The 14,776-nt window shown below is 46.9% G+C and carries 19 protein-coding genes; 8 read left to right on the top strand and 11 right to left on the bottom strand.

What is annotated here, in order from left to right; all coding sequences use genetic code 11:
- Positions 1-8: 8 nt before the first annotated feature.
- The 5 genes from NBH07_RS15020 to NBH07_RS15000 form a co-directional block, all read right to left on the bottom strand.
- Positions 9-947 carry a glycosyltransferase family 2 protein gene (locus NBH07_RS15020; protein WP_008780270.1) on the bottom strand — a complete coding sequence of 313 codons (939 nt, stop codon included), beginning with the start codon at positions 945-947 and terminating at the stop codon, positions 9-11.
- A 100-nt stretch (positions 948-1,047) separates the two neighbouring features.
- Positions 1,048-2,595 carry a lipopolysaccharide biosynthesis protein gene (locus tag NBH07_RS15015; RefSeq protein ID WP_009017762.1) on the bottom strand — a complete coding sequence of 516 codons (1,548 nt, stop codon included), beginning with the start codon at positions 2,593-2,595 and terminating at the stop codon, positions 1,048-1,050.
- A gap of 219 nt (positions 2,596-2,814) precedes the next feature.
- Positions 2,815-3,189 (bottom strand): HepT-like ribonuclease domain-containing protein, encoded by a 375-nt coding sequence (locus NBH07_RS15010; protein ID WP_005855755.1) that lies wholly within the window; start codon positions 3,187-3,189, stop codon positions 2,815-2,817.
- Positions 3,182-3,475 (bottom strand): nucleotidyltransferase family protein, encoded by a 294-nt coding sequence (locus NBH07_RS15005; RefSeq protein ID WP_005855753.1) that lies wholly within the window; start codon positions 3,473-3,475, stop codon positions 3,182-3,184. The genes NBH07_RS15010 and NBH07_RS15005 overlap by 8 nt, the downstream gene beginning before the upstream one ends.
- A 69-nt stretch (positions 3,476-3,544) precedes the next feature.
- Positions 3,545-3,973: a hypothetical protein gene (locus NBH07_RS15000; RefSeq protein WP_005855752.1), complete on the bottom strand. Its 429-nt coding sequence runs from the start codon at positions 3,971-3,973 to the stop codon at positions 3,545-3,547.
- Positions 3,974-4,110: 137 nt separating this feature from the next.
- On the opposite strand from NBH07_RS15000, the gene NBH07_RS14995 reads away from it, so the two are divergent.
- Together NBH07_RS14995 and NBH07_RS14990 are read left to right on the top strand one after the other, a co-directional pair.
- Positions 4,111-4,674 (top strand): BT4734/BF3469 family protein, encoded by a 564-nt coding sequence (locus NBH07_RS14995; protein WP_005855750.1) that lies wholly within the window; start codon positions 4,111-4,113, stop codon positions 4,672-4,674.
- Between the two features lie 55 nt (positions 4,675-4,729).
- Positions 4,730-6,562, top strand: coding sequence for a DUF3987 domain-containing protein (locus NBH07_RS14990; RefSeq protein ID WP_009017760.1), 1,833 nt, complete (start codon positions 4,730-4,732; stop codon positions 6,560-6,562).
- Positions 6,563-6,695: 133 nt separating this feature from the next.
- Here NBH07_RS14990 and NBH07_RS14985 read toward each other — a convergent pair whose 3' ends face one another.
- Positions 6,696-6,935 (bottom strand): DUF4248 domain-containing protein, encoded by a 240-nt coding sequence (locus NBH07_RS14985; RefSeq protein WP_009017759.1) that lies wholly within the window; start codon positions 6,933-6,935, stop codon positions 6,696-6,698.
- 229 nt (positions 6,936-7,164) lie between these two features.
- On the opposite strand from NBH07_RS14985, the gene NBH07_RS14980 reads away from it, so the two are divergent.
- Positions 7,165-7,662 (top strand): HU family DNA-binding protein, encoded by a 498-nt coding sequence (locus NBH07_RS14980; protein ID WP_005855743.1) that lies wholly within the window; start codon positions 7,165-7,167, stop codon positions 7,660-7,662.
- Positions 7,663-7,794: 132 nt separating this feature from the next.
- On the opposite strand, the gene NBH07_RS22490 is transcribed toward NBH07_RS14980, so the two are convergent.
- A complete protein-coding gene (locus NBH07_RS22490; RefSeq protein WP_258882104.1) occupies positions 7,795-7,923 on the bottom strand; it encodes a hypothetical protein in 129 nt (42 codons plus the stop codon).
- 25 nt (positions 7,924-7,948) lie between these two features.
- On the opposite strand from NBH07_RS22490, the gene NBH07_RS22635 reads away from it, so the two are divergent.
- Both NBH07_RS22635 and NBH07_RS14970 read left to right on the top strand, forming a co-directional pair.
- Entirely contained in the window at positions 7,949-8,044 is a 96-nt protein-coding gene (locus NBH07_RS22635; protein WP_005855736.1) for a smalltalk protein, read from the top strand.
- A 33-nt stretch (positions 8,045-8,077) separates the two neighbouring features.
- Positions 8,078-8,524: an N-acetylmuramoyl-L-alanine amidase gene (locus NBH07_RS14970; protein WP_008778242.1), complete on the top strand. Its 447-nt coding sequence runs from the start codon at positions 8,078-8,080 to the stop codon at positions 8,522-8,524.
- 2 nt (positions 8,525-8,526) lie between these two features.
- Here NBH07_RS14970 and NBH07_RS14965 read toward each other — a convergent pair whose 3' ends face one another.
- From NBH07_RS14965 to NBH07_RS14950, 4 genes are all read right to left on the bottom strand, one after another.
- Positions 8,527-9,192, bottom strand: a complete 666-nt coding sequence (locus tag NBH07_RS14965) for a sugar transferase (protein WP_156682583.1) — start codon at positions 9,190-9,192, stop codon at positions 8,527-8,529.
- A 65-nt stretch (positions 9,193-9,257) separates the two neighbouring features.
- The gene (locus NBH07_RS14960) at positions 9,258-9,647 is read right to left on the bottom strand and encodes a hypothetical protein (protein ID WP_009017757.1); all 390 of its coding nucleotides are present in this window, start codon (positions 9,645-9,647) and stop codon (positions 9,258-9,260) included.
- A 65-nt stretch (positions 9,648-9,712) separates the two neighbouring features.
- Positions 9,713-10,816: a transcription termination/antitermination protein NusG gene (gene nusG / locus NBH07_RS14955; RefSeq protein ID WP_036630274.1), complete on the bottom strand. Its 1,104-nt coding sequence runs from the start codon at positions 10,814-10,816 to the stop codon at positions 9,713-9,715.
- 510 nt (positions 10,817-11,326) lie between these two features.
- Positions 11,327-12,259: a tyrosine-type recombinase/integrase gene (locus NBH07_RS14950; protein ID WP_009276318.1), complete on the bottom strand. Its 933-nt coding sequence runs from the start codon at positions 12,257-12,259 to the stop codon at positions 11,327-11,329.
- Positions 12,260-12,414: 155 nt separating this feature from the next.
- Between NBH07_RS14950 and NBH07_RS14945 the strand changes: the two genes are divergently transcribed.
- From NBH07_RS14945 to NBH07_RS14935, 3 genes are read left to right on the top strand one after another with little or no spacing between them, the layout of a single operon-like run.
- The gene (locus NBH07_RS14945; RefSeq protein ID WP_005855722.1) at positions 12,415-12,918 is read left to right on the top strand and encodes a DUF4494 domain-containing protein; all 504 of its coding nucleotides are present in this window, start codon (positions 12,415-12,417) and stop codon (positions 12,916-12,918) included.
- 4 nt (positions 12,919-12,922) lie between these two features.
- Positions 12,923-13,591, top strand: coding sequence for a YggS family pyridoxal phosphate-dependent enzyme (locus NBH07_RS14940; protein WP_009017753.1), 669 nt, complete (start codon positions 12,923-12,925; stop codon positions 13,589-13,591).
- Positions 13,592-13,620: 29 nt separating this feature from the next.
- Positions 13,621-14,598, top strand: coding sequence for a dihydroorotate dehydrogenase-like protein (locus tag NBH07_RS14935; protein ID WP_005855718.1), 978 nt, complete (start codon positions 13,621-13,623; stop codon positions 14,596-14,598).
- Positions 14,599-14,776 lie beyond the last annotated feature (178 nt).

Raw genomic sequence — 14,776 nt, 5'->3', positions numbered from 1 at the left:
AACAATAGTTAACGACAAAAAGTATAAAAAAAATGTGCAATATAAGGTGATATATAGAATGCTATCCAAAAAAGAGTCTTCCTCTTAAAAGAGAAGTTTTGATGAAGAATAGCTTTTCTCACACCTTCAAAATCTTTTTTAAATGTTACGATGTATGGGTTTTCTCCTGCAGATGTTAGGATAACACATGCTTGCCTATATCGTAAAGCAGGATAAATTTCTTTAAATTGATTCTCTGATAATTTGCAACGAAGTAAATCGCAGAGTTTTTCACATTGCTCTACCAAAATTTTCACAGGACGACGTGTTAACGAGCTGTAATTTACATTTTGGACATAATGATAAAATGCTTTTGGTACATATGCCATCTTTATAGGATGTGCCAACAGGCATACACTGACATAAGTATCTTCTCCATATGACAACCCTTCCGGAAAATTCACATCATATTTGCTGTAACAAGCTCGTTTAACGAGCTTGTTACAGCAGCTGCCATGCAGCTGCTGGAACACATCTTTTAGCATCACACAATGCTCTAATATAAATAACCGTTGCTTCACGTAAGTAGATTTCTTGGAAGTATCCCGCCATACATCACAAATTATCATATCTGCATTTTCTTCTTTTGCCTTTCCGTATAGTTCCTCCAGCATATTCGGTTCCACCCAGTCATCTGGGTCAGCGTGTATCACGTACTCGCCTCTTGCATTGTTCATTCCACACTGTCGAGCGGACGCTACTCCACCATTCTCTTTATGGAATACACGGACACGATTGTCCTTCCGGGCATACTCGTCGCAAATTTCTCCGGAACGATCGGGACTCCCATCATCTACCAGCAATATTTCATAGTCTTGAAAAGTCTGTGCTAGCAGGCTGTCTACACAACGCCGCAAGCAGGATTCCGCTTTGTAAACAGCAACAATAATAGAAATTACAGGTGTCATTTGTTATATTTATTAAACATTTTTTACTTTGAATATTATAAACCATACAGCCTATCTTAGCTAACTTTTTAATGTATCATACAACCTATATATCACTATACTATTTTCTCCCATTCATCATACTTTGAATTCTTCGAATAAAGCGATTCAAACCAAGTCCTAAAAAATAAAACATAGATAAAAGAATGAGTGTATACAAAATCGTAATAAACACTCCATATACAAAAGAAGATAAAGCACTTTCAAATGAGTGCATTGGGACAAATTTCAATACAAAATAAATAAGTATTATACTAACAATTGCAACACTTAAATGCTTAACGTACATAATTATATACAATTTCAATCGTTGTTTCAAAGCTTTTCGAAACAAATAATAAGGTTTCCAACAAAAAACAACAAGAAATAAACTTATCAACACACCCAACAATACACCATTTAACCCCCAAAAATATCCTAATAACACAGACAAACAGATATTGATAGAAGCCTCCGTAACTGGAGCAAAAATATCACCAAACAAACCATAAGCATTGATATAAGCATCCACGGTCGTACGGTTTAATTGAATAAACAAAGTAACAGTCATCAATAGCAATGTCATGGTATCCATCACATATTCATTACCCACCCAAAGTATTATAAATAAAGGAGTCAACATAAACACTCCAAAACACATTATACAAGTGAATAGAAAACGAACTGAGAATAATTCCTCAAACACCGACATAATCTGTTTACGATTTCCCTCTGCCACTAAATTCCCAATTCCTGCGTTCATGCTATTAAAAATGGCAGTCATCAAAGTTTGAATCCCAAGGATAACCAACATGTAATTGCCATATAACGCCACTACAGTTAGTGTAGTGTAGGCGTAAATAATGATCGGGCTAGTTTGTGTCAAAGCAAAGCTACCGATCTTATGAAAAAACAATTGCTTAACTTTCTTAATAATAGCTGGATACTTTCTCGATAATTCCCGACCTCGTCCTAATTTAGTTTCTAGAAATGGATAAGTCTGCCGGACCATTCTATTTAACACCAACGAAGCTACGATCGCAAACACAATCTCCAATACCAACCACCATACATAACCGTCTCTCAAATATCGAATCGCCAATATCTGACAAAGGGTTTTAATCAACATCGAGGCCTTATAGCTATACTGGATCTTATACTCTTTCTGGTCAGCGGATAAAACGATCTGCTTATAATTAACAAAATAACTCAGCAATGCACTAACTAGCAGCACTCCGAAAGAAGCATACGCATACCATAAGGGTAACGGCATCTTAGCGAAGATCCAAGGGAAAAACGCCATCAACACGAGACTTCCCACTATCACGATCCATGCGATACGCCGATACAACCAGCCTTGCAAGGAAACAATCTCATTGATAGCAACCGTATCCTTCTCTAATAAAGGCTTATATAATGTACAAGCAATGGCTGATCCTATTCCTAATTCCGCAAGGTTCAAGAACTGAAGCAAATTGGTAGCCGTAGTATTCAGTCCCAAGATCTCTGCCCCAAGATAATCCAAGAATACCTTACGGGAGAAAAATTGAAGAACCAGATTAATAAAATAAAAAGCCAAGGCTACCAAACTATTTTTTATACTTTTCGAAGTTCGTGAGTCTGTTACCATTGCTACAAAGAATTGTGTTTAATACAAAAATTGCTCTCCATGATAAAGAGCATACGCACGTAGAGGAACAGCGTATTCTTAGCTATCCGCTTATTATTCTCTGATTTACTAGGAATAAAGACAAGTACACAAACCACTCCCATCCCGCCGGTAAACCAGTAGGGCAAAAAACGAGTGTCTTGATTTAAAATGAGTTTAAACTATATTTATCGTGATAAGTCACCGAGACAAATCCCTCAGCATAACACAAATAGTGGAGTACAAATCCGGAACCTCCTTTTGAAGACTATAAAGTATCACGCTTGCGTCAATATCAAAATAATGATGGACAATGATATCTCTCATCCCTTTAATATCCTTCCAGTTTACAGCCGGATATTTAAGAAGTAATTCCTTATTCGTTATTTTGTCTAGATTTTTGATTGCCTCACCTACAGCGACAAGTTTCATACAAACACTATCCAATAGAATCATACCAGACTCATTCATATAAAAATCATCAACCTTATGAATATGCGAAGTTCTTGCCATTATCATTGAAAGAGTATCCTTTATCTGCGACAAGGTATCCAAGGCCAACTCCGTATCAAACATAGATTCCCTCCCTCTCGATTCGTTTACGAAGCAACTGATTCATCCGGTCTCTAAGACGGATGATATCCACCGGGCTTCCCAACAATTCTTCCAATTCATTTTTCAAATGGGAGAGAGAGAAAAGCCCTTGCGCCTCACCCTCGTAATAAATGTCCACATCACTGCTTTCCGTCTGTTGATCACGAGCTACAGAGCCAAAGATACCCATTTTCAAGATTCCGTACTTTTTGCCTTTACGAACCTTGAAGTCTCTTAATAACGCTAGGATCTCTTGTCTCGACTTCATAAGAAAATAGAATATTGACAAAGAAACAAATAAATATCCAATTATGCAATCATTCATAAACCAAAACACCTACCCTTCCCCCAGCACATACTTCACGATCGCCCGCCGGATATTGCGCAAGCTCTTGCCTTGCTTGAAGGGGAGCAGGGGGATGATGGCGTTGATGAATTCCTTGCTCTTGATAAGTTTGGCCGGTTCCACGCAGTCGCAAAAGACCTCGTTGAAAAGGTCGGTCAGCACCGTTTGGCAGAGGGTGGCCACATCCGGGCATTGGGCGATTCGCTTCACGAAGTCGTGACGCACCTCCTCGTCTTGGATATAGGAGGCTAATAAATCACACGGCTCCGGATCCGGCCTCACGTCTTTTTCCGAAACGACCTCCGGCTTTTCTCCCGGGTCCAAGCAAATATATTGAATGGCAAACATGGCATTGGGCAGCACCTGTATGTTCTCGCCATGGATGTGCAGCACACACGGGCTCGCTTTCTCTTCACTCATATCTTCTTCTTTTTCCTGTCACCGAATTACTTTTATGCGCAAATAACTTACCGATAGGTGCAAATAACTTACCGGACCGTTTTTTCTCACTCTTTTACCTTTCCTTTACCAGCCTAAACTTTAAATCAAACGAGTTAATGAAAGAATGTATCATGTCCTTTTTCAACGCCCCCATCTCCAATCAAGTGCCGAGCGGCGTGACCAGTGTCAAACAGTTGCATACCTATATCACCTCCAACGAGTGGCTGAAAGAACGAACGCTCAGCGTACAGGACGCTTTGAGCGACGAGAAACGGTTCCGCAAACTGAAGCAAAACTTACTGCCATACGTCACACCGGCCGGGGTCTTCTCCTATCGCAAGGAAGACCGCCTGTTATTCCTTTCCGGAGAGTTTGTCATCGATATCGACCATCTCCCCTCGCCGGAGGAAACCCTCCACTGGCGAGACACCTTGTTCGCCGATAATAAACTGAGACCGGACCTAGCTTTCGTCAGCCCAAGCACCACAGGCGTGAAACTGCTCGTCCCCTACCGGCTCTCACCCAAGGCTTCCATAGAGGAATCTTTTGATAAGGCACGGCTATCGGCATGGGAATACCTGAAATGGAAATACGGATTGAATGCGGATGCCTCAAACGCCGATCTCTCACGGGCGTGTTTCCTCTGCCATGATCCCTCCGCTAAGCTGCGGGAGAGTTGATAGTTGACAAGTGACTGTTGACAGTTTAAATCATAAATTATAACTTATAAATCAAATGAACCCATTATCAGATTTAGAGCGGCTTGTCGCCGCCATCGAACACCAAGGGGCGAACATCGCTCCCACTTACCAAGAGTATATGCCGATCGCCTTCGCCACCGCCAACGATTGCGGGGAAGCGGGAAGGACGTTCTTTCATCGCATCTGCCGCCTGTCCGAGAAATACGTCTACGAAGAAGCGGACAAGCTATACGACCACGCCCTCAAAGCGGGCAACGGGCGCAACGGATTAGGCTCCGTCTTCCACTGGGCCGAGATTGCCGGCGTAAAAACGGACAAGCAACTGGCCGACACCTTCCGCCAATACCCGAGGGAGAACAAGAATCCTTCAAACCTTCAAGCCCCTCTCACACCCACACACGCACATACGTACGCACGTGAGGACTTGCCACCCGCTTTCCCGAATTATCCGTGGCCCCCGTTCATCAAGCAGATGATCGATTGCGGGAACTCCATCGCCCAGCGTGACATACTCCTGCTGGGAGTATTCACCGTACTCGGGGGCACCTTGAACAAGCGGGTACGGGTGTTATACGGACAAAAATACATGTATCCATGCCTACAAACCTTCATCGTAGCGCCTCCCGCCTCCGGAAAAGGAGCCTTGACATGGGTCAGGCGCCTAGCTGAACCTATTCACGAGGAGATGATGGCCCGCTACAAAGACAGCCTAAAGAATTATCGGGAGGAAAAGAACCGATGGGACTCACTCGGCAAGAAACGCTCCGAGACGCCCGAGCCGGAACAACCGCCCCTCAAGATGTTCCTCATAGCCGGCGATAACTCGGGTACCGGTATCTTAGAGAACCTCATAGAGGCCGACGGCGTGGGGCTGATCTGCGAGACCGAGGCTGATACCGTGAGTACCGCCATCGGAGCGGATCACGGCCATTGGAGCGATACCTTGCGTAAATGCCACGACCATGAGCGACTGGCCTTCAACCGGCGTACTAATCATGAGTACCGGGAATGCGATGAGTCTTATCTCAGCGTATTGCTAAGTGGAACCCCGGCGCAAGTAAAGCCGCTAATCCCCTCGGCGGAGAACGGCCTGTTCTCTCGCCAGTTATTCTATTTCATGCCACCTATCGATGAGTGGATGGACCAATTCGATTCGGAAAGCGAGGATTACGGCCTACGCTTCGCCACATGGGGAACACAATGGAAACAGGTACTGGACCTGATCAACGGATCGGTCCAAACGATCCAGCTAAGGCTATCCGAGAAACAGAAAGAGCTGTTCAACCAACGGTTCGCCCAGTTATTCTCCCACGCCGGTTACGCCTATGGAGGTTCCATGCGAAGCGCCGTCGCCCGTATCGCCATCAATACCTGCCGGATCCTGAGTATAGTAGCCCTGTTGAGAGCCTTGGAGAAATTCCTCCCTCCCCAACAAAAAATTTTCAATTCTCAATTTTCCATTTTCAATTCCCCCGGTCTCTCCCCCGCCCCGGAGATACCCATCGAGAATATCAAGGATGGTATCGTCCCCAAGCTGGACCTGCGGGTCACCGACGAGGATTTCCAAGCCGTACTCACGCTCATAGAGCCTCTTTACCGCCATTCGAGCTACGTGCTGGGCTTCCTGCCTACCTCCGAGGCCATCCCTGTCCAGACCTCTCCTGAACAGGCTTTATTCAATGCCTTCCCAATGATGTTCTGCCGTCGGCAGGCCGTGGAGGAGGCAGCGAAGAACGGCATACCCGAGAAAACACTCGACTCCTCCCTCAAACGGATGCTGGAGAAGGGAACACTGATCAAGACCGCACGGGGCGAGTACGCTTTCTCCTCGCACGTGTGTGTGCGTGAGGGACGCCCGAAGGAATGAAGGAATGAAGGAAATGCCACTACTGTCATTGCCCGTAAGCACTACCGTCGCAGCCCTACGCCAGTACTGGCGTTGTCTGATGCCAGTACCGGCATCGCCGCTCGCCTATACCGACGGGTGGCGGTGTCTCCTCTCAAGGACGACCCAAGTAACGGAAGATCAGCTCCACTTGCAGGGAGGTGAAGACCCGTTGCCTCGAGCGGTAGCCCGTATCACCAAGCTCCCGGGTCAGACGATCGTTATACCGCATCCATTCCGCCAGCCGGTTCAGGGCCGAGACGGGGCTGATCTCGGGGGCGTAGGCCATGGCCAGCTCCCGCTTGGAATAGGGCCGCACGGGCCACTCGTCGATTTGTGTATATCCTGTTCGCATATCGTTCGCATTTTTAAGATTTATCTTATTGGTATAAAGATACTTAAAACATACGACACGAACAACTATACGGATGTTTATTTTTCAGCATATCTCCTCTTTTATCTCCCTTATTCATCCACTGTCAGCGGTATTCATTTCAGAGGAAACCGAATGTCGTACATTCGTTATCGAAAACAAATCGATTTCATTTTCAATTTTCAATTATCAATTTTTAATTATCAAATCTATGGCTTTAAATTACAGCGTGTCCCTTCGGACCAACCCTATCAAGAAAGACGAGCCGGCGAAAGCGTACGCCACGGCACAGATCAATGGTGAGCTATCGCTCAAGCAGCTGAGCCGCCGGGTATCCATGCAAACCACCGTCAGCCGGGCGGATGTGGTGGCGGTATTGATCTCCACTGTCGAGAACCTGCTCGATGCCCTCCAAGAGGGGAAACAGGTGGATTTCGGCGAACTGGGTAAATTCCGGCTCCATATCCTCAACGAGGGTGCGGAGAGTCTTGAGAAATTCACATCTACAAACATCACCGGGGTTAGTATCCAGTATATACCGGGCGAGGACTTGAAGAATGTCTTCGCCGGGCTGGAGTTCCAACCTGTGGCTACTCGCAAGGCTCAGCAAGCGGTGCTCCGTGCGGAGAAGGCTGGGGAGACTACCGTGGATATCTCGAAGAAGCCGGCTGCTGGGGGTGGGGATTCGGAGTCGCCTGATGAGATCTAACGTGTCACTTTTGGCTTGACCCAAATCGGTATGTCACTTTTGGCTTGACCCAAAAGTAACCAAAAGGTCAAGGCTGACGCTGACGGGCTACTTCGAGACCTACGCTCGCTGTCGCATCCCAACTCGCTTCGCTCAGACAGGGATGCTCCTCACGCTCGCTACGGTCTCTTCGCTTGACGCCCGTCCGCTGAGGCCGTCCAAAGGAAAGCGAAGCTTTCCTCTTATATCAGCCGGGATATCATTATTCAATTCATTATTCATTATTCACTATTAATTATTAATTATCATGAAAAAGTCCGTATGGAGTACTATTATCAAAGTGATCATCGCCGTAGCTACCGCCATCGCGGGAGCACTTGGCATCCAATCCTGTATTCTCTAATTTTCAATTTTCAATTATCAATCTTCAATTATCATGGGTAAGGCTTATTGTTTCTACCAGAATTACAGGGAGGTTCGCCTCCTTGTAATTCATTGCTCGGCTACACGATATGACAGGGATTTTCCTGTGGAGGCGCTCCGTTCATCGCACAAGGCACGGGGATTCGCCGATATCGGCTATCATTTCTATATCACACGGGACGGGGAGCTACATCGTTGCCGACCGGTCAACCAGATCGGGGCGCACGCAGCCGGATGGAACGACAAAAGTATCGGTATATGTTACGAGGGAGGACTCGACGAACAAGGCCGTCCGGCCGATACCCGGACCTACGCCCAGCGCTGTACCTTGATGGATCTGCTACGGCAATTACGAAGGGATTACCCGGAGGCACGCATCCTAGGACATTACCAACTTAGCCCCTATATCCGTAAGGCTTGCCCCTGCTTTGACGCAAGGGAGGAATACGGGGAGATCTAGCATTAGAATTTCTTACCGAACGCTATATTCAAGAAGGTCTTCACCAATATCTTGAAATCGAACAGCCAAGAGCGATGTTCCAGATAGAACAGGTCGTAACGCAAGCGGCGGAGCATCTTATCGACCGTGTCCGTATACCCATTGTAGAGCGTGGCGTAAGAGGTCACGCCCGGACGGATCTGGTAGAGGTAACGATAACGAGGATCACGCTCCATGATCTGGTCGATGTAGAACTTACGCTCGGGACGGGGACCGATAAAGGACATGTCGCCCACGAAGACATTCCATAACTGGGGCAGCTCGTCCAAGTGATGTACCCGGAGGAATTTTCCGACACGGGTTATCCGGGGATCTGCCCCACCCTTGTAAAGGGCCGGACCGAATTTCTCAGCGTCCAGACGCATACTACGGAACTTATAGATGTTGAACGGGCGACCGAAACGACCGATACGCTCTTGCCTAAAGATCGCCGGGCCTCCATCCTCCCGTTTTACGGCGATATAACAAAGTAAAAACAGCGGGGAGAATACGATCAAGGCCAAAAACGCCAGCGCACAATCCCCTATACGTTTTACATTACGTTGGAACATACCCATCCCATCCGGGATGAATCGCTCCGGTTCCGCTCCCTCACTTTTTCCGAATGGTGTAGTTTTCTCTTTTTCCATACTTACCATAATCCACTTTTCTTTCTGACATCAGGATCTTTTACACCTCCTGACCTTAAAAAAACTCATACGCTCTCACTCAATAAAGGCAATCCCTCCACCTCGCCGGCGTGCCATTCACGGTAGTCCGCCAAGGGAAACCCGGGGACGGTCAATAGCTTGTAATCCGACCCGTCTCTTCTCAAGATATGCTTGCGAGTATATGAACGGAGCGAGCGATCCGTTACAGACACCATCACGATCGGGAACGGGTAGGCGAACAGGCGCAGCGGCGTGGTCTCGCTATCCGAGAACGCACGATGCAGTTGGTAGGCGGAACGCTCGAACGCTACCCAGTAGGGACCCGTGCAATACAGGTGTATTGAGTTTCGGTTCACACGCTCACGATCCATGATCTCTGTCAAATGCTCACGCAACAAGTTCATTAACCGGATACCCGAAGGAAGAGAAGACATTTCTTTTTGAATCTTGATTTCTGAATCTTGAATCTTGAATTATTTAATTCATTATTCCTTATTCACTATTCATTATGTTTCAGCCACCGGTCGTAATCACGTAAACGACGTATCAACACGGTCTTACTCTTCTTGGGCGAGGCCTCCTCCATCCAAGGGTCAACCAGCTCGTGCGCCATGCACTGGTAGAGGCTGCTGTCCGTACAGCCGTACAGCGTGACCAGCAACAAGGCACGGGATTGCCCCGCTTTTATCACCGGGAGCATGCTGCGCATCGTGGAGCGCAAACGATCGAACTCATCCGACTCGCCCAAAAGCAGATAGGCAGGAAGGAGCAAAGAGTAAAGCTTGCAACGGATCACATCGGTCTCAGCACGGAGAGAGGCGTAGCCACGCAGGACCTCACGGGCCAGACAGGCATCCTCATCCACTACCACGCCGGAGGCATGGTAACGGCCCAAGGCATCGTGCAAGCCCTCCGACAGACGGTCGTTGTCCAAATGGGTATACACGTGCTTGCCCCCCGTGTTCAGCTCGATCAGCTCGTACTCCCCAGCTCTCACCTCGAACAAGGGGACCCACAGACAGTCGAGGATACGCACCATCACGTCCTTATGCCCACCGCCCGGCTGCACCACCACCTCCGCCTCCATGTCGGTAAAAGGGCCGGAGGTGATACGCACACGGTCGCCTTTCAACAAGCGGCCGCTATCTGGCACGTATACGGGAAGCTCGTTGGAGTAAGAAGCCGCGACCCAACGCAAGGTATCCATCTCACGATCCGAGAGGTAGGGGAAATAAGACCGCCCACCGGAGGAAACCCGGGGGAGGAAATTATACAGGGGAAGCGTACGCTTCAGGCGGAAGATCTCGTCCTCCGAGGCGTGGACGAACACGTAGTTGTACAACAGGGGTTGCCTCGTGTTGACCATCTTGCCGCCCACCTTCCTCGCCTCGACATACGAGGGGGAGAAATACTCGAACAAGGCCTCCCCACGACGCTCACGGCGGGAAAGCTCAGCGTCCAGCCCCTTCGAGGGGCTGATCCTGTCACGCCCGCCACCAGCGGTAGGGAGCGTGAGCACGTACCAGCGGACGGCCTCTTGGTCACGTCGCTTCAGAACATGCGCCATGAACCTATCCGAGCACTTGCCTGTCAATATATCCATCTCTATGATTATCTTTTCTAGTGGTTATTTCGTGGCCCGAAAACAGACCCCACGGCAATTCAGAGCCCTACCAAGAATCTTTTACATCATCTTGATAAACAGCGCTTTATATTTTTAAATATGGCATTACTGAAAATTACCATCTCTTGAAATCTTAGGCTACTTGGGGAGTAGCCTAAAAGGTGCGAGAACGGTTATCACCCGGTTGTAGAGACGGGGCGTGCCCCGTCTCCCACTGTCTGATAGTATCTTTAAGTTACCATTTGGAGGGGATGAGACGGGGTACGCCACGTCTCTACAGGAATGTATGTTCGATTTTTTAGAAGGGACGTGATGATGTAGGAAATACGAGATCATTTCGTCTCTATTGCCATGTCTATACACTAGGAATAAGAACGAAGATTTAAGGAGAATCAAGGCCGGAGCACAAACTAAAACTAATGATTGCTTGTTATTTGCTATTTTTTGCTACATTTGCACCGTGAAATGAACGCTACTCCCCAAGTAGCCTCAACCCACCTCTGGCATATAATTATATACATTCTCAAAGCAAGACTTATTTACCACCGTCATTTTCTCCAACGAGAAACTTCTTAGATAAATCTGGGTTGTCTTGATGGATTTATGCCCCAATAACTCGCTGATCATCTCAATGGGGACATTTTGCTCCTTCAATGCCATGGCAAAAGAATGACGGATCGTGTAGGAAGTCACATCCGAGGCTATTCCGGCAACCTCCTTCAACGTCTTCAAGTTCCGGTTAAACCGGGACAAGGCCGCATTGTACTCGAGATATTCCTCATGGCCGTTCTTCGTCCCACTTAAAAAGGGAAATAAATAACCGGAGCCTCCACCCCTCTCACCTGCCAGCTCCTTATACATAGCCTCCGCCGTATCCAAGACCTCCAACCGCATAGAGGTCCCGGTCTTCTGGCGATTGTAATCCAATATGCCGTTCTTGATATTACCCCTATTCAAATGGGCGAAATCAACGAACGACATCCCCCCATATTGAAACATCAAGCAAAGCGTCAGCTGTGTCTTCCTCAACTTCTCTCCTTTTACCGGGACAGTCATCAGGCGATTCAAATCACCCAGAGGCAAGGATTTCTTGCGCTGGCTTTCCACACCCGTAAAAACCCCCTTGAATAAAGAGGGGATAAACGCCGCCTCGCCATTCTCCACCGCCTTGTTATAGATACAACGCAAACGGCGGATATACGTGGAGACCGTATTACGCATGCAGCCTTTCTCCAACAAATAAGCCTCGTACCGGCGAAGAGTATCCTTATTTATATATGTATATGGGATACGATCCGTCCCGCTATACCGTATAAAAGAGTTCATCGCATCCTGATAACTTTTCGCCGAGGAATACCGTCCTTCCTTTTGTAACAGACTTATATACTCTCGCATCCCTTCCACCAAATCTTTCTCATCCATATCTCTCTATTTTAAATTCCAACTGAAAACAAACACGCGAAATTAGACATCCTGACAAATTATATCTTTTGCGGCAAGTTGTTTTATTGACGAATAGCCACTATATTTGTACGTTGTTTTAAACAGAGTACAGACTAAATTAAAAAGTAAAGCATATGCACAATTGGTTTGAATGTAAGGTCTCTTACGAGAAAATGCTGGAAAATGGCATGCAGAAAAAAGTAACCGAGCCTTACTTGGTAGACGCCCTGTCTTTTACGGAAGCGGAAGCTCGCATCATCGAGGAGATCCGCCCCTTCATCACGGGTGAATTTACGGTAACAGACATCAAACGAGCTCGTTTATCCGAATTATTCTTCAACGAGAATGGTGATCGGTTCTATAAGATCAAGGTTTATTTTATCACGTTGGACGAGAAGAGCGGAGCGGAAAAGAAAACCGCCGCACAAATGCTTGCCCAAGCCACTACGCTGAAAGAGGCCATCGCCGTATTGGAAGATGGAATGAAGGGTACATTGGCGGATTATACCATCGCCTCGGTAACGGAAACCCAGTTGATGGATGTATTCCCATTCGACGCAAACAGTATTCCCGGCGAGAAGAAAAGTGGCGAGGAACTGATAGCGGAGCAAAAACAACAAGCTGAACAAAGAGGATAAAAACATGAGTATCGCTCAAAACATAGTACAACTGAAAACGTCGCTCCCGCAAGGGGTGACGTTGGTTGCCGTCTCTAAGTTTCACCCGGTGGAGGCTCTATGGGAGGCTTACAACGCCGGACAGCGGGTGTTTGGCGAAAGCAGGGCACAGGAACTGAGCGCCAAGCAAAAAGTACTACCTGAGGATATCGAATGGCATTTTATCGGCCCGTTACAAAGCAATAAGGTAAAAGATATCGCTCCTTTTATTCATTTGATCCATAGCATAGATTCCTTGAAGCTTTTGGCTGAGGTGAATAAACAAGCGAAAAAACACAACCGCACAATCCGGGTATTATTGGAGATCCATGTGGCGCAAGAGGAATCCAAGCACGGACTCAGTCCTGAGGAATGCAAGGAGTTGTTGCGTGACGAGTCCTTGGCCGAATTCCAGCATATTCGTATTTGCGGATTGATGGGTATGGCTACCAATACCGATGATACGGGGTTGATACGGGAAGAATTCCGCAAGATCCATGATTTATTTATCGAACTGAAAGAGACGCTCTGTAAAGATAATGTCGATTTCAAGGAGATATCCATGGGGATGAGCCACGATTACCCGATCGCTATCCAAGAAGGAAGCACCTTGATACGGGTGGGTACCAGTATCTTTGGTGAACGGGAATATTAAAGTAATTATTAAATCTAAATATAGGCAACATGATTGACATTAAAACCCAATACGCGGGGTTAACACTTCGCAATCCGATTATCGTCGGGAGCTCCGGACTCACCAATAAGGCGGAACGTAACAGGGATTTTGAGAAAGCAGGCGCTGGAGCTATCGTATTGAAATCTCTTTTCGAAGAGCAGATCGAGATGCAGAGCGAGGCTTTGATGCAAGACTCCGATTACCCCGAAGCGGCGGATTATATCCGTGGTTATGTAAAAGCGAATCAAGTAAATGATTATCTGGAACTGATCAAGAAGAGCAAGGAATTATGTACGATCCCCATTATCGCCAGCATCAATTGCTATAAGGCGGACGCTTGGATCGACTTTGCCCGCCAAATTGAGTTAGCGGGAGCGGACGCTTTGGAATTGAACGTGTTCTTCATGGAAACCGAGCTGACCGAAGATTTCGAGAGTATCCGGGATACGTATGTCAGTATCATCCGCAAGGTAAAAGAGACCGTATCGATTCCGGTTATCATGAAGATCGGAAAGAATTACAGCAATATTCCTTCACTGGTTAATTTGTTGAAAGTAAACGGTGCTGATGGTGTCGTGCTATTCAACCGTTTCTACCAGCCGGATATCGACATCAATAATATGCAGATCGTTTCGGGTAATGTATTTAGCAATCATTCCGATTTGAGTGACACGATTCGCTGGACGGCTATCGTATCCGGAAAGATCCCGGGAATCAGTATCGCTTCCTCTACCGGTGTGCATGATTGGGAAGATGTCGTTAAATGTCTATTGGCCGGCGCTTCCGCCGTACAGATGTGTAGCGCTGTCTATACACATGGAGCGGAAATCATCTCCCAAGTATTGACTTGCGTGGAAGAGTGGATGCATCAGGCACATTACCAATCCCTTTCCCAATTCCAAGGCAAATTGAATTACGCCAATATCCCGAACCCGGCGATGTATGAGCGTTCACAATTCATGAAATATTTCTCCAACAGAGATTAAAAGAAATACCTAGTAGTAGAGACGGGGCGTGCCCCGTCTCATCACCGTCTGAATAGTATCTTTAAGTTACCATTTAGCTGGGATGAGACGGGGCACGCCCTGTCTCTACTATAGGGTAATATACAATAGTCTTAATTATTTTCCACTAGAAAGTATTTTTATTAGAAAATAGTTATAT

Source organism: Parabacteroides sp. B2-S-102, assembly GCF_023656665.1.
GTDB classification, from domain to species: Bacteria; Bacteroidota; Bacteroidia; order Bacteroidales; family Tannerellaceae; genus Parabacteroides; species Parabacteroides distasonis.
This window is presented reverse-complemented; position numbering and strand designations above follow the sequence as displayed.

What these genes read in the sequence shown, in the direction of transcription:
- NBH07_RS15020 (WP_008780270.1), bottom strand. Translation starts at nt 947, where the DNA reads ATGACACCTGTAATTTCTATTATTGTTGCTGTTTACAAAGCGGAATCC.
- NBH07_RS15015 (WP_009017762.1), bottom strand. Translation starts at nt 2,595, where the DNA reads ATGGTAACAGACTCACGAACTTCGAAAAGTATAAAAAATAGTTTGGTA.
- NBH07_RS15010 (WP_005855755.1), bottom strand. Translation starts at nt 3,189, where the DNA reads ATGTTTGATACGGAGTTGGCCTTGGATACCTTGTCGCAGATAAAGGAT.
- NBH07_RS15005 (WP_005855753.1), bottom strand. Translation starts at nt 3,475, where the DNA reads ATGAAGTCGAGACAAGAGATCCTAGCGTTATTAAGAGACTTCAAGGTT.
- NBH07_RS15000 (WP_005855752.1), bottom strand. Translation starts at nt 3,973, where the DNA reads ATGAGTGAAGAGAAAGCGAGCCCGTGTGTGCTGCACATCCATGGCGAG.
- NBH07_RS14995 (WP_005855750.1), top strand. Translation starts at nt 4,111, where the DNA reads ATGAAAGAATGTATCATGTCCTTTTTCAACGCCCCCATCTCCAATCAA.
- NBH07_RS14990 (WP_009017760.1), top strand. Translation starts at nt 4,730, where the DNA reads ATGAACCCATTATCAGATTTAGAGCGGCTTGTCGCCGCCATCGAACAC.
- NBH07_RS14985 (WP_009017759.1), bottom strand. Translation starts at nt 6,935, where the DNA reads ATGCGAACAGGATATACACAAATCGACGAGTGGCCCGTGCGGCCCTAT.
- NBH07_RS14980 (WP_005855743.1), top strand. Translation starts at nt 7,165, where the DNA reads ATGGCTTTAAATTACAGCGTGTCCCTTCGGACCAACCCTATCAAGAAA.
- NBH07_RS22490 (WP_258882104.1), bottom strand. Translation starts at nt 7,923, where the DNA reads ATGAATAATGAATTGAATAATGATATCCCGGCTGATATAAGAGGAAAG.
- NBH07_RS22635 (WP_005855736.1), top strand. Translation starts at nt 7,949, where the DNA reads ATGAAAAAGTCCGTATGGAGTACTATTATCAAAGTGATCATCGCCGTA.
- NBH07_RS14970 (WP_008778242.1), top strand. Translation starts at nt 8,078, where the DNA reads ATGGGTAAGGCTTATTGTTTCTACCAGAATTACAGGGAGGTTCGCCTC.
- NBH07_RS14965 (WP_156682583.1), bottom strand. Translation starts at nt 9,192, where the DNA reads ATGGAAAAAGAGAAAACTACACCATTCGGAAAAAGTGAGGGAGCGGAA.
- NBH07_RS14960 (WP_009017757.1), bottom strand. Translation starts at nt 9,647, where the DNA reads ATGTCTTCTCTTCCTTCGGGTATCCGGTTAATGAACTTGTTGCGTGAG.
- nusG (WP_036630274.1), bottom strand. Translation starts at nt 10,816, where the DNA reads ATGGATATATTGACAGGCAAGTGCTCGGATAGGTTCATGGCGCATGTT.
- NBH07_RS14950 (WP_009276318.1), bottom strand. Translation starts at nt 12,259, where the DNA reads ATGGATGAGAAAGATTTGGTGGAAGGGATGCGAGAGTATATAAGTCTG.
- NBH07_RS14945 (WP_005855722.1), top strand. Translation starts at nt 12,415, where the DNA reads ATGCACAATTGGTTTGAATGTAAGGTCTCTTACGAGAAAATGCTGGAA.
- NBH07_RS14940 (WP_009017753.1), top strand. Translation starts at nt 12,923, where the DNA reads ATGAGTATCGCTCAAAACATAGTACAACTGAAAACGTCGCTCCCGCAA.
- NBH07_RS14935 (WP_005855718.1), top strand. Translation starts at nt 13,621, where the DNA reads ATGATTGACATTAAAACCCAATACGCGGGGTTAACACTTCGCAATCCG.